The sequence below is a fragment of the Acinetobacter sp. NBRC 100985 genome (assembly GCF_000241225.1).
Classification (GTDB): Bacteria; Pseudomonadota; Gammaproteobacteria; order Pseudomonadales; family Moraxellaceae; genus Acinetobacter; species Acinetobacter venetianus.
In genome coordinates this window covers 33,165-58,753 of sequence record NZ_BAEB01000001.1, presented here as the reverse complement: position 1 = coordinate 58,753, position 25,589 = coordinate 33,165, and the positions used below count along the sequence as shown (strand labels likewise).

Sequence of the window (25,589 nt, the reverse complement as noted above, 5' to 3'; positions counted from 1 at the left end):
TCAACGCCCCACCCCCATATAAGCAAACTGTTGTGCTTTGACATATTGGGGATCATAAATATTACGGCCATCTAAAACCAAAGGATGAGCCATACGTTGCATCATTTGTTTAAAATCAGGACTCCAATATTGTTTCCATGCAGTAAGCACACACAACCCATGTGCATTTTCAAGCGCTTCATACTGCTGCTGACAAAGTATCAAGTCATCACGTTGCCCGTAGATCATCTGAATCTCTTCTAGCGCTTGAGGATCATGTAATTGCACTTTAACGCCCTGCGCCCATAAAGCTTTTAACATCAAATGAATCGGTGAATGTTGTATGCTTGAGGTATTTTCCTTAAACGAAGCACCCCAAATTGCAATCGTCTTACCATGCAAGTCGCCATGATAATAATTCCATAATTTGCGGAATAAAATTTCTTTTTGTTGCTCATTGATTTCCCAAACTTGAGCAAGCAACTGGCTCTTTACTCCTGTATTGGCCACGGTATTCGCAAGCGTCAATACATCATGGGAAAAGTTTTCTCCGCCAAAACCCGCACCAGGTGATAGATATGCAGTACCAATACGGTTGTCTGCTGCCATCCCTTGGCGAACCGAAGTAATATCAATACCCAACTTTTCAGCGACTACAGCCAAGTCATTAATATAACTAATGCGTGTCGCCAACATGCCTGAAATACTAAGCTTGGTAAACTCAGCATCTAATACAGGCATAAATAAAAATTGTTGCTCAAAAGGAAAAAATGGGCGTAACAACTCTTTGACTTTCTGCTGTGCCGATAGCTCTGTATACCCAACAATGAGTTGTTTTGCTTGAGTGAAACTCTGTAAAGCATTTCCTTCTTGGATAATATCTGGCAGATAAACCCATTCATCTTCAGGCAAAATTTGCTTAAATTTTTCTGTACTATGCAAACCAAATGTTGATGCATTCACCATCAGCTTAGGATGAATAATCGGACGTTGCTGCAATTCAGTTAATAACGCTAAAACTTGCTGCTCTTGTGTCTGATTAAAACTGAATAAATAGACATCAATATCAAGTGGAATATACTTGAAATTCGCATAATATAAAAAACCACTGTTGAGCTGCTTATCAAGCAAACGGCTTACATTTTCATCATGAAATGAATATTGCACAGTGTTTTCTTTATCATCGGTGTTTGAACACCAATAAACACTGTGCCCAGACTCTGATAGTAATGCAGACATGACCCCTGCATATAGGGTATTGCCAAAAACTGCAATTTTCATAACCGTTAACCCTAAACTATAGGGCTAACTCACGAATTAAGCCCTTAAACTCTTCACCCAATTTTGGATGTTCAACACCATAGTGTAGTACAGCTTTAAGATACCCAATCTTGCTACCACAATCAAAAGTTTGCCCTTTCATACGATAGGCTTCAACAGTTTCTGATTGTTGCAATGCTGCGATCGCATCCGTCAATTGAATTTCATTTCCTGCACCACGCGGTGTATTCTCTAACAGTGCCATGATTTGCGCAGGTAAAATATAACGGCCAACGACTGACAAATTGGATGGTGCAGTTCCAACACTTGGTTTCTCTACAATGCCTTGCATTACAATACTTTCACCTTCATTTGGCGAATTTGCGACATCAACAATGCCATATTGATCAACCAGATGATCAGGAACAGCTTCAACCATGATTTGTGCAGCATTCGACTGCTCAAAACGGCGAATCATTCGCGATAAATCATTGTCTGCCTCAGCATCTTTGACCAGTACATCGGGTAGCAACACTGCAAAAGCTTCATTCCCGATTACATCTTTGGCGCATAAAACCGCATGTCCCAAACCTAATGGTTGCGGTTGGCGTACACTAATCACGCTAACATGCTTCGGTAAAATATCTGTGATTTCTTTCAGTAGGTCGAACTTCTTCTTTTGTTCTAATATCGTTTCAAGTTCAAAATTACGATCAAAATAGTTCTCAATCGATGCTTTTGATGAGTGAGTCACCAAAATGATCTGTTCAATGCCTGCTTCAACTGCTTCACGCACCACATATTCAATTGCTGGGCGATCAACCACAGTCACCATTTCTTTTGGAATTGATTTGCTCGCTGGTAAAAAACGAGTTCCAAGACCAGCGACAGGCAAAATTGCTTTCTTAATCATTTAATTTCTCAGTTTAATTCACTCTAACTTCATCACTACGCTTGTAGCCATCAACATAATATTCAAGCTGGGTTAACGCCCAATCAACATCATGTTCGACCGCAGTCATTTGATTAATTTTATCAAAAATCAATTGAATTTCAGCTAATGGATAATGTTTCTCAAAAGACCGTAAAATACGAGTATGTTCTGTGTATTCTGTATTTTCTTGATCAATCAATAATTCCTCATACAGTTTTTCGCCTGGGCGCAATCCGCTATATGCAATTTCAATATCACCATCTAACGACCCAGCTTCACGTACAGTTAAGCCGCTTAACTTGATCATTTGTCGAGCCAAATTTTGAATACGTACAGGCTCACCCATATCAAGCAGAAATACATCTCCTCCCGTCCCAAGTGCACCCGCCTGAATCACCAACTGTGATGCTTCAGGAATCGTCATAAAATAACGTGTAACATCTGGATGTGTCACTGTTATGGGGCCACCACGTGCAATTTGCTGCTTAAATAATGGTACAACAGAACCCGAAGACCCAAGCACATTACCAAAACGAACAATACTAATTTGTGTATTGGGTTGTGTATCAGCAACCGCTTGGCAGTATAATTCAGCCATTCGTTTTGAAGCACCCATCACATTGGTTGGGCGTACAGCTTTGTCTGTAGAAATTAAAACAAAAGTCTCAACACCATTTTTAATAGCGGCATTCAGGCTATTTGCCGTACCAATCGAGTTGTTTTTCAATCCCGCGATTGGATTACACTCAACGAGTGGTACATGTTTATAAGCAGCTGCATGATAAACCGTCTGAATGTGGTACTGTTCAATAATGCGTTCTAGTTTTTGTTGGTCTTGGACTGTTCCTAAAATTGGAATAATTTCGCATTTAGCGGTCTGTCTTAATTCTTTTTCAATGTCATATAATGCGAATTCTGTTAACTCATACAACACCAACATTTTAGGATTATTTTTGATGATCTGACGACATAATTCAGAACCAATAGAACCACCCGCACCTGTCACCATCACAATTTTATTTTGAATATTTTTTGCGAGTAGATGTGAAATAGGAGGAACTGGATCACGCCCCAACAAGTCAATAATATCAACTTCTTGGATATCTGAAATTTGAATTTCCCCATCAACCAGTTGAGTCAGTCCAGGTAATTCAGTAATTTTTAAATGCGCATTTTCAAACTGTTGAATAATTTCTGTCTTTCTGACGCGACCAACCGAAGGAAGTGCCAGTAAAATTTCCTCTATACGGTCTTTCTCAAAACGCTGTAATGCTTTTTCAACAGAATATACTTTTAAACCGCCAACCATTTGGCCTTGTAATGATGCATAGTCATCAATAAAGAAAACTGGTAAATGATCATCTGAACGATGTAATGCAGCGGCCATTTGTTGTCCAGCATCACCTGCACCATATATCGCAATACGTTTCCGGCCAATTTCTGAATAAAATGAAGCCTTAATAATAAAACGGATAGAAGCTCGGCTAATCCAAACCCAAGCAAACATCATAAATCCAAACATAAATGGAATGGACATTGGGATATAAGCTTGTGTACACGTACTCAGGGTGTAGAGCGCGATCATGCTTAAGCTAACAGCGATCGCTAACTTAACAATAAATACTTCATTAAAGGTTCGAACAATAAAGCGATAAACACCAGTGATGGCCAAACTCAAAATTGCAATTAGGGCGACAAGTAAAATGCCATGATCTATGCCTGGGATAATTTTAGCACCCAAATCAAATAGGCGGATGACATAGCACAACCATAAGATCACTGGAAAAGCTAAAGCATCCAAGATAACAAGGAATATTTGCTTAAATAATCTTGGCGCAGAGGCAAATTGATGAATAATCTTTTTCACAATGATCTTCTAAACAACTCTTTAACAATTTTATCTTTATAGACACCTCACTTTAAAAGCCGAAATGCCTCTTACATTTTTAATTTCATAATCAGGGATTAATTATAAACTCTGATTCTGGATATTACTCAATAATTTAATCATCAATTGCTTGTATCACGTTCTGAATAGCCACTACTGTTTTTGTAATGCTATCTTCACTTAATGTCGGATGTACCAAAAACATTAAACTTGTCTCACCAAGTTGCTGGGCATTTTTCAAACGCTGTTGAGGTCTCCAAGGAGTATTATCAAAAGCATGTTCCAAATACACCTCAGAACAAGAACCACTAAAGCAAGGCACATTTTGCGAATTAATCTCTTGCATGATTCTGTCCCGTGACCAACCTTCAGGTAATGCAGCCAAATTGACTTGTACATAGCATTTATAATGCGCATGCACATAATCATTCGAAGGTAAGTGAACTGTAAAATATGGAGAATCGGCAAAAGCTTTTAGAATTTTTTCTGCATTCTCAGTTCGTTTTTGTGTCCACTCTGCCATACGTGTCAGTTGAATACGACCAATCACTGCCTGCATTTCCATCATACGCCAATTGGTTCCAAATGAATCATGTAACCAACGAAAACCGGGTGGATGCTGTTTATTATAAATACTATCAAAATTCTTACCATGATCTTTATAAGACCACATTTTCTTCCAAAGGCTTTCATCATTGGTCGTGACCATGCCACCTTCGCCACCTGTGGTCATAATTTTATCTTGGCAAAAAGACCAAGCTGAAATATGTCCAATTGAACCCGCTGGTTTACCTTTATATTCCGCTCCATGGGCTTGTGCACAATCTTCAATCACGTAAAGCCCCTTTTCTGCAGCGAGCTGCATAATCGGATCCATATCGCACATCCAGCCTGCCAAATGCACACAAATAATCGCTTTGGTTTTCGGAGTCAGTACCGCTTCAATGGTAGCTCGTGAAATATTTTGAGAGTCCAGCTCAACATCAGCAAAGATAGGATTAGCACCAGCGGTAACAATTGAACTGGCGGAGGCAAGGAAAGTTCGTGACGTAACAATTACATCATCACCTGCACCAATTCCCAAAGCTTTTAAAGCTACATCTAGAGCAACAGTACCGTTGGTTAAAGCCACCGCATATTGAGTGCCAGCAAATGTTGCGAACTCTTTTTCAAACTCTCGGCATTCTTGCCCTGTCCAGTAATTTACTTTATTTGAAAGTAATACATCTTTAACTGCGTCTGCTTCTTGTTGCGTAAAACTTGGCCATGGTTCGAATGCTGTGTTCAACATTGTAATTTCCTGATCTATAAAATAATACGGCTTACTTCTTTTCTAAAATTCTTGCTGGGTTACCAATCACAGTTACGCCTGCTGGCACACTCTTCGTTACCACTGCACCCATCCCAACTACAGCACCTTTACCAATCACCAATGGCTTGTCTGGTGTTCCTTGTTTGATCACTGCACCTGTACCAATATAGGCATGGTCCTCAATATGAATATTTCCATTACATTTTACCCCTGGTGCAAAGGTAACGTAATCACCAATCACACAATCATGAGCGACGTAACTATAGATATTAGCGTGGAAAAACTTGCCAATTTTAATATTTGAGGTCAAACAAGTGAATGGGCAAAGCAGACTCCCTTCACCGATCTCTACCTCATCCAAAACCACTGTATTGTCTGCTTGTATCGCTAAATGTTGAACTCCATCCTCATTTAGACGCACGACTAGTTTTTCACGAACAATACTGTTCGCGATCGCAATCGTTACAGCCTTATGTGTAGCTGTGTTATTAATAAAATCTGTGTAGGTTAAAACTGAATAACCATTCAGTCTACCACCTGCTTGGCCATCATCAATAAAAACAAATTGTTCTTTTTGCAAAGTTGGGAATTTTTGGCGGACTAATGGCATCACTTCTTTACCAAAACCACTCGCACCATATACACCAATAAATTCTGTCATTTATCTGACTCCTTATTATTTGTTCCTGTAAATTTACTCATTGTTGCTTCACCAGCTTCATTAATATCATCCTTAGCAATCACTTTTTTGACAGTTTTAAGCATAATTTTGAAGTCTAACCAAACTGATTGATTTTCTACATACCAAGTATCAAGTTTGAATTTCTCATCCCAGCCAATTGCATTACGACCATTAACTTGGGCATGACCAGTCATACCAGGACGAACGTTATGTCGTTTCGCTTGTTCATTATTATAAAGTGGTAAATATTCCATGAGTAATGGACGAGGCCCTACAATACTCATATCACCTTTGATGACATTCCATAACTCAGGCATTTCATCCAGACTTGTTGAACGTAACATTTTTCCAAAAGGGGTTAAACGTTCGTGATCAGGTAATGGATTCCCTTGTATATCAACTGCATCTTTCATCGTCCTAAATTTAATCATTTCAAAAGGTATCCCATTTAACCCTGGACGTACCTGACGGAAAAGAACTGGAGATCCTAGATTTTTTTTCACTTTATAAGCTACAAAAATGTATAAAGGCGATAAAATTACCAATGCAATTGATGCAATCACAATATCAAGTAAACGTTTAAGCATCTTTCACCCTTTTGAAAATTTCAATAAATTGTTGTGTACCATAACTTAAAGATAATTTTTCATCATAAAACTGCTTAGCATTCAAACCTAATTGATGTTGTCCATCAGTAGGTAAATGATATATTTCCAGAATAGCAGTTTTAATATTATCAACATCCTCAGATCTTGCTATACGACCGCATTGAGCTTCTTGTACAAGATCTGCTGCGTCTCCAGATACAGCCATTAATAGTGGCTTGCCTATTGCCATATAGGCTTGCGTTTTAGATGGTACTGTAATTTCAAAAAGTGGATCGCGTTTAAGATGAACCAATAGCACATCTGCATAATCCAAGACGCCACCCACTTCAGACATTGGTAATCGAGGAATGAAAACTATATTTTCAATACTTTCATGAATTACCCTTTGTTTAAGTCGATCGGTTTCAGTTCCCGCACCCACAAAAACAAATTGTATTTTTGATTCTAATTTTAATTCTTTTGCAACATCCAAAATCGTATCTAATGATTGGGCTTTACCCATATTGCCAGCGAATATAATATTGAAACGATCCTTCAATAAATTCTGATAATCAACTTTGATTGGTTCTGCTTGTGTCAAACTGTTTTCATCACACCAATTGTAAATTACACTGACTTTATCTTCTGATACGCCTCTTTCAACTAATAACTTTTTAAATCCGGGGCATAAAACCACGATATGGTCAACATAAGAGTAAACTAAATGGCATACGTGGCCCACAATATTCAATATTTTCTGATTGTTGAGCATTCCCGTTGCTTTAAGCGTATCAGGCCACATATCCTGAATATCATATACGATAGGAATTCTTCTAAATAATTTAATGAAAATTGCAGCTAAACCAACTGTTAACGGCGGATGATAAGCATAAATAACATCCGCTTTTTTAGTTGCAAAAATACCGAAAAGCAATGCCATAAAAGCAAAACTAATATAATTTAAAATCCTTTTTAACGCAGAGCTACCATGATCAGGAAATAATGCAACTCGTAAAACCGAAATTCCATCAATTTGTTCACGTTGGTACAATTTCAATTTATAACCATCATAAATTTTTCCTCCAGGATAGTTGGGAAATCCTGTTAGAACTTGTACTTGATGACCTTGTCGTTGTAGCTCCCTAGCAAATGCTAAACCTTTAAAAGTAGGCTCAGGATCAAACCATTGCGTTAAAAGAAGAATTTTCATTACTTAATATTTTTTCCATACCACGCGATTAACATAATCGGTATAGCTCATGATGATACGAACGACCTTATCACTTACATTTGGCATACTATAGTCTGCCACCAAGCGTAATAAACGCTCATCTCCACGTGCTTGAGATTCTAAAATCTCTAAACCTTGTAGAATCCGTTCATCTTTTAATCCCACCATCATCACAGCGGCTTCTTCCATGCCTTCTGGACGCTCATGTGCTTGACGTAAATTCAATGCAGGGAAATTCAAAATCGAAGATTCTTCATTGATTGTACCACTATCAGATAAAGCCGCTTTAGCTGATAGCTGTAGTTTATTATAGTCACTAAAACCAAGTGGCTTTAATAATTGCACCAATGGGTGGAACTCAATATTAAGTTGTTCAATACGTTTACGTGTTCTTGGATGCGTAGAAACGATGACAGGGAATTGATACTTTTCAGCAACTGCATTTAACATTTCCACAAGATCTAAGAAATTCTGATCAGAGTTAATATTTTCTTCGCGATGCGCACTGACAATAAAATACTGCTGTTCTTTCAAACCTAATCGTTCAAGAATATCTGATGCTTCAATCTTCGCCTTATAATGATTAAGTACCTCAAACATCGGACTACCTGTTTTGATAACTAAGTCAGCAGGCAACCCTTCAGCCAATAAGTAATCTCGAGCAATCGTACTATAAGTCAAGTTGATATCAGCAGTATGATCTACGATTCGACGATTGATTTCTTCTGGAACACGCATATCAAAACAGCGATTGCCTGCTTCCATATGGAATGTTGGAATTTTACGACGTTTGGCAGGTAGTACAGCCATACAACTATTAGTATCGCCAAGAACCAGCAATGCTTCTGGTTGCACTTCGTCCAAAATCTTATCAACGGTAATAATCACATTACCAATTGTTTCTGCACCTGTTCCACCTGCAGCATTTAAAAAATGATCAGGTTTGCGAATCCCTAAATCTGTAAAAAAGATTTCATTCAATTCATAATCATAATTTTGCCCTGTATGTACCAAAACATGATCAAAATATTGATCACATGCTGCCATAACTCGAGACAAACGAATAATTTCAGGACGTGTACCTACGACGGTCATTAGCTTTAATTTTTTCACAACAATTCAACTCTTAATCTGTTATCGGCATTGCATAAGTGTCAGGCTTACTACGATCAAAAATCTCATTTGCCCATAGCATCACGACCATTTCATCATCACCAATATTGGTAATGTCATGTGTCCATCCAGGTACTGTCTCAACAATTCTCGGCTCGTCACCATGCGTTTCGAGTTGATAAAACTCACCTGAAACCACATGCTTAAATTTAAATAAGGCTTTACCCTTAATCACAAGGAATTTTTCAGTCTTGGTATGATGATAATGTCCACCACGAGTAATGCCCGGGTGTGCAGTAAAATATGAAAACTGACCGGCATCTGGTGTCTTTAACATTTCAACAAAAACACCACGAGCATCGCCATATTTAGGCACACTGTAATCAAACTGTGTAGGTCTTAAAAAGCTTAAGTAAGTTGAATATAAAGCTCGCGTTAAACCTGTTCCGACTCGATCAGTAATTAACGTATCTCTCGATGCTTTAAAACCATTTAAAGTTTCAGCTAAATCACCTACAGTAATTTGATACTCAGGCTGGATTTGGAAAGTTTGGTCAACGGTAACTGAACCATTGATCATGTTCCAAAAGGTTTCAACAACATCATCAACATAGACTAATCGAATAAGAGCATTTGCATCATTGATTTGAAGTGGCAAATCATTTGCCACATTATGGCAAAAGGTTGCAACAGCAGAATTATAATTTGGACGAGACCACTTACCAAAGACGTTGGCTAAACGGCAAATGTAAACTGGATTTCCTTGATCTGCATGTAATTTCTCAAGAGCTTGCTCACCACCAAGCTTACTTTTCCCGTAAGCGTTATCACGATCAGCTTGAATAGATGACGATAAGATAATCGGTGTTAATTTGTGTTCTGCTCTGAGTGTTTGTGCAATTGTCTCTGTGAGCTTAACGTTGCCATCAATAAATTCACTTTCATTTAATGGACGATTAACGCCTGCTAAATGAACAATCCAATCAGCAGCTAAAATAAAGTCTTTTAGTTCTTGCTCAGATGATTCCCGATGAACTTTTAAAACTTCAACTTCGGTTTTTTCAGATAAAAACTGAATCAAATTTTTAGCAATAAAACCATTTGAACCTGTTACCAAAACCTTCATATTAAGCCTCTGGATCTACATACTGCCCTTGTGTTAGTGCGCGAATAAACTCTAACTTAAGTAACAGTTTCTTCATGCCTTCTACATCTAAACGCTCGGTATTATGCGAATTATAATCTTCGAGTTCAGTAATTTTTAAATCACCATTCTCAACATATTTTTCATAATTAAGATCACGTTGATCGGCTGGTACACGGAAATACTCACCTTGATCAATTGCCACAGCCATTTCCTCACGGCTCAACAAAGCTTCAAATGCTTTCTCACCATGACGAGTTCCCATAATAGAAATCGGATACTCTTCAAAATTCAATAGTTCTCGTAAAGCTTTTGCTAAAACCTCAATCGTTGCAGCAGGCGCTTTTTGAACAAAAATATCACCATTTTCGCCATGCTCGAAGGCGTACAGTACTAAATCGACCGCATCTTCCAACGTCATCATAAAACGAGTCATATTCGGGTCAGTGATTGTTAATGGCTTATTTTGTCGAATTTGATCAACAAATAAAGGAATCACCGAACCACGTGATGCCATTACATTTCCATATCGAGTACAGCTAATAACTGTATCTAAACCCTCTAAGTTACGAGACTTAGCTACGATAACTTTTTCCATCATTGCTTTTGAAATGCCCATTGCATTGATTGGATAAACTGCTTTATCTGTACTCAAACATACAACACGTTTAACATGGTTTTGAATAGCTGCTTCAAGTACATTCTCAGTACCTAATACATTAGTTTTTACAGCTTCCATTGGATGAAACTCGCAAGATGGTACCTGTTTTAAAGCTGCTGCATGGTAAATATAGTCAACACCACGGGTAGCATTTAAAATGCTGGTATAGTCGCGCACATCACCTATGTAAAATTTGAGCTTTGATGAATGATATTTCTTACGCATATCATCTTGCTTTTTTTCATCGCGACTAAAAATACGAATTTCTTTAATATCTGTTTCTAAAAATCGAGTTAGAACAGCATTACCAAAAGAACCAGTACCACCTGTAATTAATAAAACTTTATCTTTAAACACAATATCACCTAATTAACTTTCAACAATTCCAAAATATCATCCTGCTCATAGCATAAATATGAACTTGAAGGCATATTTAACAAGCTTTCTATATAAGTCTCATATTCATCAATAATCTTTTCGATAGAATCTTTCAAATTAAAATCATCAACAGCGACTCCTAGATGATTATCAACAACATACTCACCAAGAGCTACATCTCTTGCACAAATAATAGGTTTAGTAAAAGCTATAGACTCATATAATTTATTAGGTAGAGCTAATTTAACATTATTATTATCATAATCATAAAGTATAATATTAATATCCACATTATTATAAATAGAAGACAAGTCTTCGGGGCTTTTAAAAACACCATGATAAAAACAGTTAGGAACTTCATTAAAAATACTAACCAACCCCCCACCATAAATATGCAACTCAAACTGAGGATTATTAATCATAAAATCCTTGATCTTCAATAAAGATTTCTCAAAAGCCAAACTACCAATTAGACCAAATTTAACTCTCCCCCTAGAAGAACTAAGTTTATTTTTTTCTCTATATTCAGCTATTAAGTCCTTACAGCTAGGAGCAAGTTTATTTTCAACAATTACCACTTTATTTTTAAGGGATTTCTCAAACCTATTAAAATAACCCAAATAAAAATATTTTGACGTTAATATAAGACCAGAAATTTTTGGTAAAATAAAATAATCTAAAATTTGATAAATTTTATTTCGACCATCAATTTGATATAAATCCCCCACTTCGAAAAAAACTTTTTTTCGAGCTAATAATGCTATTAAAACTTGATCAGGGGAAGTGCAATAAACATTTTTAGTTGATGATTTAATTAAGAGAAAAAACAACTTAAAAAGAAGATAAATTCTAGAAAAATACTTACCATCTTTTACCTCACCAATTTTCTCTGCATTATCAGTATAATGCTTATAATTATCCAAGTATTTATCTCTAAAAAAATAAAACACTTTTAAATCATATTGAGCTAACAAGAGATCAATACGCTTCTGATGTCTTGGCTGTTGCAAAGCAGAACTAATAAATATTAAAGATGACATTTTTCCCCCTCTTTACTAGATAGATAAATACCTGTTGCAATACCGAAAGACGAAAACAATAAAATCGAAAAATATAAAGCACCCGAAAAAAAATACTGAATAATAGCATTCGCAAAAAGAACAGCTAATAAAACGTATTTCTTATCAAATTTAATCAAAATAAATATTTTATAGGAGACCAAAATTATAGATAATACAAGACATAGAAATCCAATTAAACCTGTTGACATCAAAGATTCAATATAAATATTATGTGGATAAATCTTATTTATTTCAATAACCCCACCAAATAAAAAGTTAGAACTAAACTCAGTTAATGAATCTTTCCACATCAATAGTCTAACAGCACTATCACTATTACTAGAGACGTCATCTGAAATATTAACAAAACGAGTAAAAATAGAACTAGAAGTAGAAACAGAAATAATATATAAAGCTATAGAAAATAAAACACCACCCACTAAAAACTTAATCCTAGTTTTAAAATCAATAAAAAACATAAGAATAAAAGCCGTAAAAAATAAAACTAATAGTGAACCTCGGGAAGCTCCTAATAAAAAACTAGGAATTGCCAGCAGAAGGATTAAATAGTTATATGATTTTTTTTCGGGTCTTAAAAAAATATTAACAAATGCTAAGGAAACTGCTAAAGAGGAAACATATGATAAGACTAATGGACTAATAACTTCTTCACCAGTACCAATTGTAGATGAGTTTAAACGACCTACCCCTTCTAATAAATATTTCCCGTAAAAAATTATAGCTAGAACCAAAAAACAAAATTAGATTTTTGAATCCAATCAAAAAATTTATCATATATTCGCTCTACACTTATTAACGAAAATAAGACAAATGGAAAGAAACAATAACTCAAAAAATAAAATATATATTGGGACTTACCATATAAAAAACCAGAAGCATCAATAGTAATAATTTTTATGAGATATAAAAAAGAAAAACCCAATACAAAAAAAGGATAAAAATATCTAGCACACTAAATTTTCTAGAAAAAATTTTCAAACTTAATAAAAATAATGCAACAACAGTTATAAATCTTACCAATATACTATAAATAGTTCCTACTGAATCAATAAGTTGAAAATTAAACAACACCATTAATATAGCATAATAGCCGCCATATAGAAAAAAAGCATTTATAGCAACTAAAAAATTAATCATGACTACTTATGACCTTATGAATTAGTGCCAACCATTTTTTCTCCCATAACTCTAAACTGAAACCTTCTTTGGCTGTTAAATAAGCATTATGACCTAATTTATTTCTAAGCTCATAACTATTAATTACTTTAGTTAATGCTTGTTTTAAATCTTCATATTCAGGGTTAACTAATAAACCATTGAACTCATCTAAAATAATATTAGTCATTCCTCCAATATTTGTACAAATGACAGTACAATTACATGCCATTGCTTCTAATAAGCTTAAAGATGTTCCCTCAGAAGCTATGGTTGGAACAACTGCAATATCAACTTTTTGGTGGTAATCAAAAGTTAAATTTTGTGAAAATTTTGTGAACTTAACATTTAATGGATATTTTTCTTTTAAATTCTCTACATAATTCATTTCCTCCCCTTCACCAGCAAACCAAAACTCTAAAGAGGTAAAATCTTTTAATAAATCGTCAGCAACTTCGCATAACAGCTTTGCTCCCCGTCTATGATGAAAACGTCTTGCAAAACTAATTATAAGTTTTTCTTTTCTCTCCTTTTCTTTAAATTCTGGAATCTTGGTAAAATTAGGTATAACATGAATATTACTCATATTATGTCTATATATATTTATGGTACGATACCAATTTAAATAGTTATAGTCCACGCAGACTCTATATTTAGTGTTTTCAAAAACACTATAACTTTTAAAAAGTTGTAAAACTTTATACCCTAAAGCCAATAGAGGAATCCTATAGCAGAATTTCTGTAATTTATTTTCTCTACTAAAGTAATCACAAGCAATACCATGTTGTATAGAAATAGACCTATACTCGGTTTTAATACTAAGAGTATCAGAACCCCATATAATAATATCATCCTTATCAATAAAATTCTTCACCCTCAAACTATCTATTAATTGTTTTACATTTTTAAGTTTGTATTGATGAATTTCCAAGTTATCATAGTTTAAAAATTTATCTTCATCACCGAACTGTATTAATACGACCTTTTCATTAAAATTATTTTTTAACAATTTCCCGAGCTCATACATATATCTTTGAACCCCACCAATTTGAGATAAGATATCATTATCTTTCAAATTAAAAATTTTAGAATAGATTAAGATAAATTTCATATAGAGCCTCAAACTGAAGAAACAATTGTATTTAATGTATTACTAATATTATTAATATCAGTAATATGGTCCCAGCTTATACAATTAGAAGAGCTCAATGAATCTTGTATTAACCGATCCAAATCATCGATACAATAATCCGCTCCCCATAGCTTGATACCAGAATATTCTTTTGAAACTTGCATTAACTTTGGTTCAATATTAATTGCTATAGATGGAACACCATGGATTTGAGCAAAAATTATACCATGGTATCTTGAAGATATTATAAGCTTATATTCTGACAACATACTTGAAAATGCTAGCAAATCATTTTTTTCTGGATTCCATTCAACAAATGAAATATTATTTTCTCTAAGCTTTTTTTTACACTCTTTATCATTACCAAAAAAATAAAATCTAACTCATATTTAGTAGTATTCTTATAAAAATCAATAATTTTTTGAACATGCTTGTGGTTATTATCAAAATCCCAATCACGAATAATAATACATAATTTATTATTTTTATTACCACTAGAACTATCTTGGTATCTTTTATAATCCATTAAACATAAATCATCTACTTTTGTTGCACCACCTTTCATATAATTTAAACTTAAAAAGTCACGCACAAAAACATACTTCTTAATACGAAGTTTTTTTAAAAAAAATTCTCCAGCTTTTTCATCGTTAAAAGGTCCCAAACCTATACCTAAATAGATCTCTTCCTTTGCTGATACAACTAGTCCTTTTTTCTTTAGAAATTTATTTTTAAGCAACATAGGATTACTAAAAGCAAATATAATTTTTTTTAAAAAATATCTAAAACTTTTAAAATTAAAGAATTGCGTGCCACCTCCATAAATTAAAAAATCTGCTTGAATATTTTTTTCGGAATCTAAAGAAAAATATTCAACATCAGAAAAAAGCTTATTCCAATAAGTATTTTTTTTCCCAATGACAGCAACTTTCTTATCTAAGAAAAAATTCTTTAATATAGAATAAATTAAAGCATCATCGCCAAAATTAGCGGCACCGTATGCCCCTTTAATAATGACATCATACTTTTGATTAGAAATATGCTTTTCCATAAAATTTCTCTTGACTAATACTATTTTGCAGAACTAAATACTGATCTTCAGATTCATATCTATATTTAAGAATTTTTGCTGGATTTCCACCTATAATTGCGAAATCAGGTATATCTTTTGTTACGACAGAACCCATGGCAATTATTACTCCATTACCAATTTTCACATTCGGACAAATAGATACATTTAAACCAATCCAACATCCCTCTCCTATTTCAACAGTACCTTTTATAACATTTTTATTATATGGTAAAATCTCCATAGAAGAGTAATCATGATTGACCGTCCATATTTTCAATTTAGGCCCGATTATAGTACCTTTACCTATATGAACCCCACCACCTGCATGAATATAATAGTTTGGGCCAAGATGAACATAATTTTCTATTACTAAGTTTTGTTTTTGAAATATTATACCTCTTTTCAAAGAAACTTGGTCACCTTTAATATTTATTCCTGACTTCCAAAATATTTTATTCCATATGTTTCGTATCATTTTTTACCTCACAATGCATTAAGAACCAAGCAAAAGCACGAATAAAAACAAATGTAAATATAGCGCCCCATATACCAAAAATATAGATTAAAATAATATTTAATATTATTGAAAGAATAAACTGCGTAACAACTATGATATTTGCTCGATTGTTAGAACCCACCCCTGATACGATTTTCATTCTATCAATATTTGACATAAAACTAAAACAAACACCTATGCCCATAAAGAAAATAAACTTATAAATCTCGCTATATTGAGTCAAAAAGTAATTTCCCAGCACATACGAAGATACAACAACAATAAATATTAATAACACCATTAAAAAAAATGTTAAATTTGATATTTTATTTATCTTCCGATAATCACCTAAACTTTCTTTCATGTAAGGCAACATTATGCTTGACAAAGTAGTACCAAGCATGGATATTACTAATATAAAATTATAAGAAGACCAAAAATTTGCAATATCTTGCTTTATAACCACTTCTTTATTATTATAAAAAGTCAATATAAACACTTCAGCCCTAGCCATTAATAAAGCTAAAACTTCAAATATAAAGATATCTCTACTAGATTTATAAACCATCAAATTTTTCTTTATATCTTTGATACTGATATTTATTTTTTTATAAAACCAAACAATTGAAAGCAGAAAAAAGACAATACTTAAGTTAACAAAAACATCTTCAATAAAATTATTTGATACAGTTAAAGTAATTAATGCAACTATAAAAACAATACTAGTTTTTACAGGCATAAAATATGCAAATTTTTTTAAGTCTTTTGAAGCTTGTTTAAAACTCAACTGAAGATCAAAAAAAGAGCTCAAAATCCCAGCTAAACATGCAAATATCAAAAGATTATCTACTATTTCTGCCAAGAAAAATACAAGAGCAAAAAACAAAGAAAACAAAATTTGATATAACCGTACGTTTACTGCTTTGTTAATAAACGTTGTATCCTCATTATTTAATACTACAGAATTATTAACACCGATATTTGGCAAAACACTACACAAGGTAAAACATGTGTAATAAAATGAGAAGCTAGCAAAATCTCCAATATTAAGATATTGCATTAGCAATAGAATTAAAGCAAAAGCTATTAAAGCTGTAAGCCCTCTAAAGAGGGCCACAGAAATCAGCCCCGTTAGCTTCATACAAATACACCAATTAGATCAATAGTATCAGACGACTTAAACAGTAGCTTTTTAAATTCCTTATGGCCCACTAATACCAAGTGTATATCAGCAACCTCTCTTTTTTCAATTTTATCAGCTAGCTTAATATTTGATGGTATATTTCTTGGCAAAAAATCAATATTTGGCTCAATCGCTAAAATATTCAACCCTTGTTCTGCTAACCGTTTAGTAATTTCTAATGCAGGGCTTTCACGTAGGTCATCGATATCTGGTTTAAATGCCAAACCATAGCAAGCGATCGTAACATCTTGAATTGTTTTAGAAGGATTTGCCTGTAAAAACTCAGTGATCTTGATCTTAACCTGATCAATCACCCACTCAGGTTTTGCATCATTCACTTCACGCGCAGTACGAATCAAACGTGCTTGCTCTGGTGTTTTCGCAACAATAAACCAAGGATCAACAGCAATACAGTGTCCACCTACACCAGGTCCTGGTTGTAAAATATTCACGCGCGGATGACGATTAGCTAAAGAAATCAACTCCCAAACATTGACATCTAACTTATCACAAATAATCGAAAGTTCATTTGCAAAAGCGATATTTACATCACGGAAAGAATTCTCCGTTAACTTACACATCTCAGCTGTACGAGCATTAGTTTCAATACAATCGCCTTTTACAAAAGTTTTATATAGATCACATGCAGCTTTTGAGCAACGTGGTGTCATCCCACCAATAATACGATCATTACTGATGAGCTCTTGTAAAACTTTACCTGGCAATACACGCTCTGGGCAGTGCGCAACTAAAATATCAGCCTCTTCACCCTTTTGTTGCGGGAAGCTTAAATCTGGACGCGCTTCACTTAACCAAGCCGACATTTGTTCAGTCGCTTCCACAGGTGATGTCGACTCTAAAATAACCAAATTACCAGGCTTTAAAAAAGGTGCTAAAGCATTAGCAGCAGATTCAATGTATTTTAAGTCTGGTTGATAGTCATCTTTAAAAGGTGTCGGGACTGCAACAATATAGGCATCCGCTTCAATTGGCGTTAATTGTGCAGATAACTTACCTTGTGCTACAACATCACGGACTAAAGCATCCAGATCAGGTTCAATGATATGAACTTTTCCTTGATTAATCATATCTACAGCATGTTGATTCACATCAACACCAGTAACTTTTACTCCATGTGCAGCAAATGTTGCTGCAGTAGGTAAACCAATATAGCCCAATCCAATTACACAGATATGCTTAAATACGTTATTCATATTCAATACTTTTCAAACTTGATAGATAAAAATTAAACGAAATTTCTTTTTAAGAAATCAATAATCTGCTGACATGCTGTGCCATCACCATAAGGGTTATGTGCTTCAGACATTTCTGCATAAATATTTGGATTCTCAAGTAACATGGTTACTGATCGTTCGATAGTATTTACATCAGTTCCAACCAAACGTACCGTTCCTGCCTGTACAGCTTCAGGTCTTTCCGTAGTGTCACGCATTACCAATACAGGTTTTCCTAAAGATGGCGCTTCCTCCTGAATTCCACCAGAATCAGTTAAAATCAGGTAGCTACGATTCATCAAATAGACAAAAGGTAAATAGTCCTGAGGCGCAATCAGGTGAATATTTTCTATTCCTGCTAAAAGTTCATTTACAGGCTGCTGTACATTTGGGTTTAAATGAACAGGATAAACAATTTGGATCTCAGGATATTTTTTAGCTAAATTTGCTAAAGATTTACAAATATTTAGAAAACCCTGTCCAAAATTCTCTCGACGATGTCCAGTGACTAGCACAAGTTTTTTATCAGAATTAAGGAATGAAAATTGTTCTTGAAATTGATTAACAAGTGATTGGTCTGTTTCCACTTTTTTCTTCACTTGTAACAGAGCATCAATCACGGTATTACCTGTGATTACGATATTGACGGGGTTCACATTTTCTTTAATTAAGTTTTCATAAGAAGATTGTGTTGGAGCAAAATGATAATTTGCTAAAACACCCGTTAATTGTCTGTTAGCTTCTTCTGGCCAAGGAGAATATAGATCTCCTGTTCGTAAACCAGCTTCGACGTGACCTACCTTTATTTTATGATAATATGCCGCCAACGAAGCGGCAAATGTAGTTGCAGTATCACCATGTACAAGAATAAGGTCAGGAATCCATTGCTCAAATACTTGCTCTAACCCCCCTAATACACCAGATGTTATGTCAGATAAAGTTTGGCCTGGTTTCATCAGATTCAAGTCAAAGTCAGGTTTCAAATCAAATAACTCTAAAACTTGATCTAACATCTGGCGATGCTGGCCAGTAACACAAACTTTAGTTTCAAAGTCTTGATCAAACTCTTTTAATTTTATAGCCAAAGGTGCCATTTTTATCGCTTCTGGTCGAGTACCAAATACTAATAAAACCCTCTTCACCTAACCCACCCTTTTTATTCATGATCATACGACTTAAAGCGATATTAAGAGCCAAAGAAACACCCAAAATGGTTATGTAACTTCAAATATCCACAAAACTACAATATTGTTTTTTTATGAAAACTTAAAGAAAGTGCATAAGTCTAACTCAATTTTTTAAAGAAACTATGGCTATCAATCGTCTTTAGGTCCTATGTTTAACAAGTAAAACTAATACTCTTTTAGTTTATCTAAAGAATTTGCTACCAACCAAGAAAAGTAGCTTTCCTGATTACCAACGAAATCCTACCTAGGATAAAAACGGCTCTACTATAGCAGATTTTAAATTTACCCCTCACTTTAATTGTACGATTGTTTTTAATAAGCACTCTCTTATCAGCAAGCATCTATATCCTATTTGTCTAGACATAGCTTAGAAATACTAAACATACAAAGCTTCTAGATTTTCTCATGATTTTTTATCGTTTTTCGGCTAGACTGAGTGCATTTTTAAATCTAAAGTGAAGCTGTATAGAGCAGCTGATATCAATGAGATATAAGTATTCAAGGGTCGAGCGTGAAGCATTATAAAATTTTTTCTATCCTCGCAATTAGCATTAGTGCTACAGGTTGTGCCGTTACTTCTGGCTTGCAAACTTATGACATTCCAAGTGAAGGAAGCTACACAACTGATTTAGGGTCACATATTAATGTTGTAAAAATTACTCAAGATAGCCTAACGACTATTCTCTCTCAACAAGTAAACACACAACAGAATTATACATCACTTTTTAAGATGCACCCTCAAACTTATCGCTTAAGCTCAGGGGATATTCTATCTATTCAGTTATGGGCCTACCCTGAAATTACCCCGCCATCAGTGACGATGAGCAATGACCAAGCGATCCAAGCAAATGGTTTTCCAATTGATGCTAATGGATATATTCAACTGCCATTGGTAGGTCGATATAAGGCATCAGGTAAATCACTCAGCCAATTAAATGTAGAACTGAGAAAGCACTTTGCACAATATTTAAAAAACCCAGATCTCATCGTAAGAGTTCTTTCCTATCAAGGGCAACGTTATTCAGTCCAAGGAAGTGTAACTCGCGCAGGTCAGTTCTATTTAAATGATAAACCCACAAGTATCTATACAGCATTAGGTCTTGCTGGAGGAATCAATGATCAAGGTGCAAATACCTACATTCAACTTATTCGAAATGGTCAAACCTATAACCTCAATACGATAGAGTTAGAAAAATCAGGATATTCGCTGCATAACCTTTTAATTCAACCTAATGATACGATTTATGTCAGTACAAGAGAGAATCAAAAAATCTACGTTATGGGGGAGTCCGGTAAGAATCAAGCTTTAGCTATGCGTGATCAAGGCATGTCTTTGAGTGATGCACTTGGTGAAAGTTTAGGCTTAAATCCTTTATCCGCTAGCGCTAGTCGCATTTATGTATTAAGAACAAACCCTACTGATCACAGTACCGCTCTGTATCATATGAATTTGTTGAGTCTCGGTGACTTTGGATTAGCCAATCAATTCCAGTTACGTAGTAACGATATTGTATATGTAGATGCGACAGGATTAACACGCTGGCAACGTGTTGTGAATCAAATGATTCCTTTCTCAAGCGCTTTGTATAACATTGATCGCTTAGGACAATAATTCAAATGAATATCAAAAATATTCTGGTTGTGTGTGTTGGTAATATTTGTCGTAGCCCTATGGCAGAGTATTTTTTAAAAGCAGATTATCCTAACTTATACATTGAGTCAGCAGGCATTTCAGGTTTAATCGGACATCCGGCTGATGAAAAAGCCATACTATGTATGCATCAACTCAATATTGATATGAGTGCCCATGTTGCCAAAAAGTTAAATGCTGGGCATTTAAAAAGTGCAGATTTAGTTCTTGTGATGAGTCATAATCAGCAAAAACATATCGAGCAAACTTGGCCATTTGCAAAAGGGAAAGTTTTCCGTTTAGGTCATTGGCAAAACAAAAATGTACCTGACCCTTACCAACACGATCAAACTTTTTTTGATCAAACCTGTCTGCTAATCCAACAATGTGTTACAGACTGGAAAAACTATATTTAACTTTTTAGATTTAAGATTATGAGCCAAAATACCAATACTGAAGATACGATTGACCTAAAAGAGCTTTTCTTTGCTTTGATTGCACAATGGAAGCTAATTGCACTGTGTATTATTTTGAGTTTGGTCTTTGCTTTGTTATACCTACGCGCAACTCCAAATACTTATTCCGTTGATGCTTTGGTCCAAGTAGAAGACAGTAAAGGGGCTTCAGCTGCGCTGCTTGGGGATCTTTCACAAATGATTGATCAAAAGTCGCCTGCTCAATCTGAGATTGAAATTTTAAAGTCTCGCTTGGTTCTTGGTTCTGTGATTCAAGCACTTCATCTAGATATTAATATTTCCAGCACTGAAGATACCTTTTCTCATCGTTTATTCAATAAAGTAGATTACTCTACTGAATATACTCCAAAAGCTGTTATTTTTAATGATGGCGGGAAATCTTTTGATATCAAGCAATTCGATGTTCCCAACCATTATATAGACAAACGACTTAGCTTAAGTTTTAAAAATAATAGCTTTAGTCTAACCGATCTAAAAACGGATGAGGTTGTTCTTACAGCCCCTCTGAATCAGTTAAATCAGATTAATACCAAATACGGTTTATGGAAAATCGCTATTTTTTCAAAAGATAGTTTCGATTCCGATTATCTTGTAAAGAAAAGCTCTTTACCTATTTCGGTCAATACGATTTTGACAAATTATTCCGTCGCTGAAAGAGGAAAACTAACTGGAATTCTGGGATTAAATTATCAAGGTCAAGATAAAGAACATATTACTAAAGTTCTAAATTCTATTTTATCAGCTTATAGTGCTCAAAATGTTGCTCGTCGATCAGCAGAAACAGCACAAACACTGAAATTCTTAGATGAGCAACTCCCTGAACTAAAAAAACAGTTAGATGATGCTGAACGTGAGTTCAATAAATTCCGTCAACAATACAATACGGTTGATGTGACTAAAGAGTCAGAACTTTATTTGACTCAAAGTATTACTTTAGAAACAAAGAAAATTGAATTGCAACAACAGCAAGCTGATTTAGCTGCTAAGTACACGTCTGAGCATCCTGCTATGCGTGAGATTAATGCTCAGCTTGCAGCATTAAATAAACAAATCTCAGACCTTAATGGCACACTTAAACGCCTACCAGATTTACAACGCCAATACTTACAATTGTATCGAGAAGTTGAAGTTAAAACCCAACTGTATACAGCATTGCTTAATTCATATCAGCAATTACGTATCGCAAAAGCAGGTGAAATTGGTAATGTCCGGATTGTGGATACTGCCGTAGAACCTGTAGAACCAATCAAACCTAAGAAATTACAAATTTTAATTCTTTCTATTTTCCTTGGTGGCTTCTTAGGGACTCTGCTTGCATTATTACGAAATATGCTACGTACTGGCGTCAAAGACTCGACACAAATCGAGAGAGAGTTTGACCTTCCTGTTTATGCTACAGTTCCGAGATCTCCTGTACAAGAAACTCGTATCAGTATCTTGAAAAAGAAAAAATCGATCCCGATCTTAGCTGTCAAACATAGCGATGATATTGCAATTGAGAGCTTACGCAGTATCCGTACGGCAATCCATTTCGCACTTGCAAGCGCAAAAAATAATATCATTATGATTGCTGGCCCAGCACCTGAAGTCGGAAAATCGTTTATTTCAACGAATTTAGCAACCATTTTTGCTCAAAGCGATAAAAAAGTTCTTCTCATCGATGCGGATATGCGTCGTGGTTATATGCATAAATACTTTGATGTTGATATAAAGCCAGGCTTATCTGAGTTTTTGAGCAATCAAGTTGCGTTAGATCAAGTAATTCATCAGACTGAGGTAAATGGACTGAATGTCATCACACGTGGTAAAAGTCCAACAAATCCATCTGAAATGTTAGGTTCTCAAAAATTTAAAGCATTACTTGATGAACTCAGCCAACAATATGATCATATCATCATTGATACGCCGCCGATCTTGGCCGTAACGGATGGTATTATTATTTCTCAATATGCAGGCGTGAACTTATTAATTGCTCGTTATTCTAAATCACAAATGAAAGAGCTTGAGCTCAGCTTAAATCGTTTTGAGCAAGCAGGTGTCAAAGTGAATGGCTTCATCTTAAACGATATCCAACGTACTGCTGGCGCTGGTTATAGCTATAACTATGCTTATGCCTATAAAGCCAATAAAGAAGACTAACTTTAACTTGCGTTAAAGTTAGTAAAAAGCCAGATCAATTGATCTGGCTTTTTTGTTAAAAACAAAAACCTAATAAAAAATACACGTATTATTCAAATGGGTTATTCAATGGATCAGCATAGACATGCTAAGATCAATGCCATATTTTTTACTAAGAACTCATATCGGGACATCTCATGAGTAAAGCTTTACCTTTTGTTGTTGCAGCCGTTTTAGGCGGTGCAGCGCTTGTTCCTGTTTATTACGCTACACAACATCCAACAACTGAACTTGGGGCTAAAGCTGATAAAAATGCAGCACCTGTAGCAAAAATCAGTTATGCCTTAGGTTATGAAGTTGCAAAGCAAACACCTCCTGAATTAGATACAAATTCATTTATTACTGGTTTCCGCGATGCACATGCGCAAAAACCAGCAGCATATACAGAAGAAGAGCTACAAGCAGCTTATGTTGATTTTCAAAAAGAAATTCAACAAAAACAGTTAAATGAAACGAAAAAAGCAGAAGCAACAAGCAATAGCTTTTTAGCCGAAAATGCCAAAAAAGAAGGTGTCAAAACAACTGCTTCAGGTCTACAGTACAAAATTATTAAAGAAGGTACCGGTAAACAGCCATCTACCACCTCTGTCGTTAAAGTTCACTACAAAGGTCAGCTCACTGATGGTAAGGTCTTTGACAGCTCTTACGATCGTGGCGAGCCAATTGAATTCCCGCTCAATCAAGTGATTCCTGGTTGGACGGAAGGTCTACAACTGATGAAAGAAGGCGGTAAAGCAACGTTATACATCCCTGCAAATCTGGGATATGGTGAGCAAGGCGTACCAGGTTCTATTCCACCGAACAGTACATTAATTTTTGATGTTGAATTAATCTCTGTAAAATAATTGATATAAGGAGAGCATGTGCTCTCCTTTATTTTGGAAGAAATAATGAAAAAACTAAGTCTAATTTTAATTGCATCAGCTATTGGTACGGTTCAAGCAGCACCGACAACATTAAAAAACCCCCAAAAGGAACAGTTGGGCTATAGTTATGGATACTTGATGGGTAAAGGAAATGCAGAAACCCTGAAAGATTTAAATATTGAAACCTTTGTACAGGGCTTAAAGGATGCGACCCAAGGTAAAACAGCATCATTAAGCGATGAAGAAATGGCGAATGTTTTAAATCAATATAAAAAACGCCTTGAAGCAAAACAGTTGATTGAATTTCAAGAATTAGCGCAACAAAACGAGCAAGCAGGTAAAGCTTTTTTAGCTGAAAATGCAAAGAAAGCGGACATCATCACAACAAAATCAGGTTTACAGTATCAAGTCTTACAAGAAGGTAAAGGTAAATCACCTAAAGCCACCTCTATGGTAAAAGTAAATTATGAAGGCCGTTTGCTTGATGGAACTGTTTTTGATAGTTCTATTGCACGCAATCACCCTGCTGAGTTTAAACTCAATCAAGTCATTTCTGGCTGGACCGAAGGTGTTCAAACCATGAAAGAAGGTGGTAAAAGCCGTTTCTTTATCCCTGCTGATTTAGCATATGGCGACATTGGTGCTGGTGATGGAATTGGCCCAAACAGCACACTGATTTTTGATATCGAACTGATCGAAGTGAAATAACAAAAAACCCTCCATCTCGG

The 25,589-nt window shown here is 35.1% G+C and carries 24 protein-coding genes; 5 read left to right on the top strand and 19 right to left on the bottom strand.

Annotated elements, in window-relative coordinates:
• From ACT4_RS00285 to wecB (ACT4_RS00190), 19 genes are all read right to left on the bottom strand, one after another.
• On the bottom strand, positions 1–1,260 hold the full coding sequence (locus ACT4_RS00285; RefSeq protein ID WP_007478231.1) for a nucleotide sugar dehydrogenase: 1,260 nt from the start codon (positions 1,258–1,260) through the stop codon (positions 1–3).
• A gap of 16 nt (positions 1,261–1,276) precedes the next feature.
• A complete protein-coding gene (gene galU, locus ACT4_RS00280; RefSeq protein WP_007478229.1) occupies positions 1,277–2,152 on the bottom strand; it encodes a UTP--glucose-1-phosphate uridylyltransferase GalU in 876 nt (291 codons plus the stop codon).
• Between the two features lie 13 nt (positions 2,153–2,165).
• On the bottom strand, positions 2,166–4,040 hold the full coding sequence (locus tag ACT4_RS00275; RefSeq protein ID WP_007478227.1) for a nucleoside-diphosphate sugar epimerase/dehydratase: 1,875 nt from the start codon (positions 4,038–4,040) through the stop codon (positions 2,166–2,168).
• A gap of 136 nt (positions 4,041–4,176) precedes the next feature.
• Positions 4,177–5,352 (bottom strand): DegT/DnrJ/EryC1/StrS aminotransferase family protein, encoded by a 1,176-nt coding sequence (locus tag ACT4_RS00270; protein WP_007478225.1) that lies wholly within the window; start codon positions 5,350–5,352, stop codon positions 4,177–4,179.
• Positions 5,353–5,383: 31 nt separating this feature from the next.
• Positions 5,384–6,034, bottom strand: coding sequence for a NeuD/PglB/VioB family sugar acetyltransferase (locus tag ACT4_RS00265; RefSeq protein ID WP_007478224.1), 651 nt, complete (start codon positions 6,032–6,034; stop codon positions 5,384–5,386).
• On the bottom strand, positions 6,031–6,642 hold the full coding sequence (locus ACT4_RS00260) for a sugar transferase (protein ID WP_007478222.1): 612 nt from the start codon (positions 6,640–6,642) through the stop codon (positions 6,031–6,033). The genes ACT4_RS00265 and ACT4_RS00260 overlap by 4 nt, the downstream gene beginning before the upstream one ends.
• Positions 6,635–7,852, bottom strand: a complete 1,218-nt coding sequence (locus ACT4_RS00255) for a glycosyltransferase family 4 protein (protein ID WP_007478220.1) — start codon at positions 7,850–7,852, stop codon at positions 6,635–6,637. The genes ACT4_RS00260 and ACT4_RS00255 overlap by 8 nt, the downstream gene beginning before the upstream one ends.
• Positions 7,853–7,855: 3 nt before the next feature.
• Positions 7,856–8,986 carry a non-hydrolyzing UDP-N-acetylglucosamine 2-epimerase gene (gene wecB, locus ACT4_RS00250; RefSeq protein WP_007478219.1) on the bottom strand — a complete coding sequence of 377 codons (1,131 nt, stop codon included), beginning with the start codon at positions 8,984–8,986 and terminating at the stop codon, positions 7,856–7,858.
• 13 nt (positions 8,987–8,999) lie between these two features.
• Entirely contained in the window at positions 9,000–10,112 is a 1,113-nt protein-coding gene (locus tag ACT4_RS00245; RefSeq protein WP_007478218.1) for an NAD-dependent epimerase/dehydratase family protein, read from the bottom strand.
• 1 nt (position 10,113) lies between these two features.
• A complete protein-coding gene (locus ACT4_RS00240) occupies positions 10,114–11,148 on the bottom strand; it encodes a polysaccharide biosynthesis protein (RefSeq protein WP_007478217.1) in 1,035 nt (344 codons plus the stop codon).
• Positions 11,149–11,156: 8 nt separating this feature from the next.
• A complete protein-coding gene (locus tag ACT4_RS00235; RefSeq protein ID WP_007478216.1) occupies positions 11,157–12,209 on the bottom strand; it encodes a hypothetical protein in 1,053 nt (350 codons plus the stop codon).
• On the bottom strand, positions 12,197–12,982 hold the full coding sequence (locus tag ACT4_RS00230) for an O-antigen ligase (RefSeq protein WP_007478214.1): 786 nt from the start codon (positions 12,980–12,982) through the stop codon (positions 12,197–12,199). The genes ACT4_RS00235 and ACT4_RS00230 overlap by 13 nt, the downstream gene beginning before the upstream one ends.
• A gap of 398 nt (positions 12,983–13,380) precedes the next feature.
• Positions 13,381–14,517, bottom strand: coding sequence for a glycosyltransferase family 4 protein (locus ACT4_RS00220; protein ID WP_007478210.1), 1,137 nt, complete (start codon positions 14,515–14,517; stop codon positions 13,381–13,383).
• Positions 14,518–14,525: 8 nt separating this feature from the next.
• On the bottom strand, positions 14,526–14,861 hold the full coding sequence (locus ACT4_RS00215) for a polysaccharide pyruvyl transferase family protein (RefSeq protein WP_081399762.1): 336 nt from the start codon (positions 14,859–14,861) through the stop codon (positions 14,526–14,528).
• On the bottom strand, positions 14,819–15,589 hold the full coding sequence (locus tag ACT4_RS00210) for a polysaccharide pyruvyl transferase family protein (protein WP_007478207.1): 771 nt from the start codon (positions 15,587–15,589) through the stop codon (positions 14,819–14,821). The genes ACT4_RS00215 and ACT4_RS00210 overlap by 43 nt, the downstream gene beginning before the upstream one ends.
• Complete coding sequence (locus tag ACT4_RS00205; protein WP_007478205.1) at positions 15,570–16,085, bottom strand: DapH/DapD/GlmU-related protein; 516 nt, start codon at positions 16,083–16,085, stop codon at positions 15,570–15,572. Before ACT4_RS00205 ends, ACT4_RS00210 begins: the two co-directional genes overlap by 20 nt.
• Positions 16,063–17,247: a hypothetical protein gene (locus tag ACT4_RS00200; protein ID WP_007478203.1), complete on the bottom strand. Its 1,185-nt coding sequence runs from the start codon at positions 17,245–17,247 to the stop codon at positions 16,063–16,065. Before ACT4_RS00200 ends, ACT4_RS00205 begins: the two co-directional genes overlap by 23 nt.
• The gene (gene wecC, locus ACT4_RS00195) at positions 17,244–18,503 is read right to left on the bottom strand and encodes a UDP-N-acetyl-D-mannosamine dehydrogenase (RefSeq protein ID WP_007478202.1); all 1,260 of its coding nucleotides are present in this window, start codon (positions 18,501–18,503) and stop codon (positions 17,244–17,246) included. Before wecC ends, ACT4_RS00200 begins: the two co-directional genes overlap by 4 nt.
• A gap of 32 nt (positions 18,504–18,535) precedes the next feature.
• On the bottom strand, positions 18,536–19,666 hold the full coding sequence (wecB, locus tag ACT4_RS00190) for a non-hydrolyzing UDP-N-acetylglucosamine 2-epimerase (protein WP_007478200.1): 1,131 nt from the start codon (positions 19,664–19,666) through the stop codon (positions 18,536–18,538).
• Between the two features lie 556 nt (positions 19,667–20,222).
• Between wecB (ACT4_RS00190) and ACT4_RS00185 the strand changes: the two genes are divergently transcribed.
• From ACT4_RS00185 to ACT4_RS00165, 5 genes are all read left to right on the top strand, one after another.
• The gene (locus ACT4_RS00185; protein WP_007478199.1) at positions 20,223–21,323 is read left to right on the top strand and encodes a polysaccharide biosynthesis/export family protein; all 1,101 of its coding nucleotides are present in this window, start codon (positions 20,223–20,225) and stop codon (positions 21,321–21,323) included.
• 5 nt (positions 21,324–21,328) lie between these two features.
• Positions 21,329–21,757: a low molecular weight protein-tyrosine-phosphatase gene (locus tag ACT4_RS00180; protein ID WP_007478198.1), complete on the top strand. Its 429-nt coding sequence runs from the start codon at positions 21,329–21,331 to the stop codon at positions 21,755–21,757.
• 18 nt (positions 21,758–21,775) lie between these two features.
• Positions 21,776–23,956: a polysaccharide biosynthesis tyrosine autokinase gene (locus ACT4_RS00175; RefSeq protein WP_007478197.1), complete on the top strand. Its 2,181-nt coding sequence runs from the start codon at positions 21,776–21,778 to the stop codon at positions 23,954–23,956.
• A 176-nt stretch (positions 23,957–24,132) separates the two neighbouring features.
• Complete coding sequence (locus ACT4_RS00170; RefSeq protein WP_007478196.1) at positions 24,133–24,840, top strand: FKBP-type peptidyl-prolyl cis-trans isomerase; 708 nt, start codon at positions 24,133–24,135, stop codon at positions 24,838–24,840.
• A gap of 45 nt (positions 24,841–24,885) precedes the next feature.
• Positions 24,886–25,569, top strand: coding sequence for an FKBP-type peptidyl-prolyl cis-trans isomerase (locus tag ACT4_RS00165; RefSeq protein ID WP_034604329.1), 684 nt, complete (start codon positions 24,886–24,888; stop codon positions 25,567–25,569).
• Positions 25,570–25,589: the final 20 nt, after the last annotated feature.

Coding starts and splice junctions, on each gene's coding strand:
- ACT4_RS00205 (WP_007478205.1), bottom strand. CDS start 16,085: ATGATACGAAACATATGGAATAAAATATTTTGGAAGTCAGGAATAAAT.
- ACT4_RS00220 (WP_007478210.1), bottom strand. CDS start 14,517: ATGAAATTTATCTTAATCTATTCTAAAATTTTTAATTTGAAAGATAAT.
- ACT4_RS00265 (WP_007478224.1), bottom strand. CDS start 6,034: ATGACAGAATTTATTGGTGTATATGGTGCGAGTGGTTTTGGTAAAGAA.
- ACT4_RS00170 (WP_007478196.1), top strand. CDS start 24,133: ATGAGTAAAGCTTTACCTTTTGTTGTTGCAGCCGTTTTAGGCGGTGCA.
- galU (WP_007478229.1), bottom strand. CDS start 2,152: ATGATTAAGAAAGCAATTTTGCCTGTCGCTGGTCTTGGAACTCGTTTT.
- ACT4_RS00235 (WP_007478216.1), bottom strand. CDS start 12,209: ATGTCATCTTTAATATTTATTAGTTCTGCTTTGCAACAGCCAAGACAT.
- ACT4_RS00165 (WP_034604329.1), top strand. CDS start 24,886: ATGAAAAAACTAAGTCTAATTTTAATTGCATCAGCTATTGGTACGGTT.
- ACT4_RS00175 (WP_007478197.1), top strand. CDS start 21,776: ATGAGCCAAAATACCAATACTGAAGATACGATTGACCTAAAAGAGCTT.
- ACT4_RS00200 (WP_007478203.1), bottom strand. CDS start 17,247: ATGAAGCTAACGGGGCTGATTTCTGTGGCCCTCTTTAGAGGGCTTACA.
- ACT4_RS00245 (WP_007478218.1), bottom strand. CDS start 10,112: ATGAAGGTTTTGGTAACAGGTTCAAATGGTTTTATTGCTAAAAATTTG.
- ACT4_RS00260 (WP_007478222.1), bottom strand. CDS start 6,642: ATGCTTAAACGTTTACTTGATATTGTGATTGCATCAATTGCATTGGTA.
- wecC (WP_007478202.1), bottom strand. CDS start 18,503: ATGAATAACGTATTTAAGCATATCTGTGTAATTGGATTGGGCTATATT.
- ACT4_RS00255 (WP_007478220.1), bottom strand. CDS start 7,852: ATGAAAATTCTTCTTTTAACGCAATGGTTTGATCCTGAGCCTACTTTT.
- ACT4_RS00285 (WP_007478231.1), bottom strand. CDS start 1,260: ATGAAAATTGCAGTTTTTGGCAATACCCTATATGCAGGGGTCATGTCT.
- ACT4_RS00180 (WP_007478198.1), top strand. CDS start 21,329: ATGAATATCAAAAATATTCTGGTTGTGTGTGTTGGTAATATTTGTCGT.
- ACT4_RS00270 (WP_007478225.1), bottom strand. CDS start 5,352: ATGTTGAACACAGCATTCGAACCATGGCCAAGTTTTACGCAACAAGAA.
- ACT4_RS00210 (WP_007478207.1), bottom strand. CDS start 15,589: ATGGAAAAGCATATTTCTAATCAAAAGTATGATGTCATTATTAAAGGG.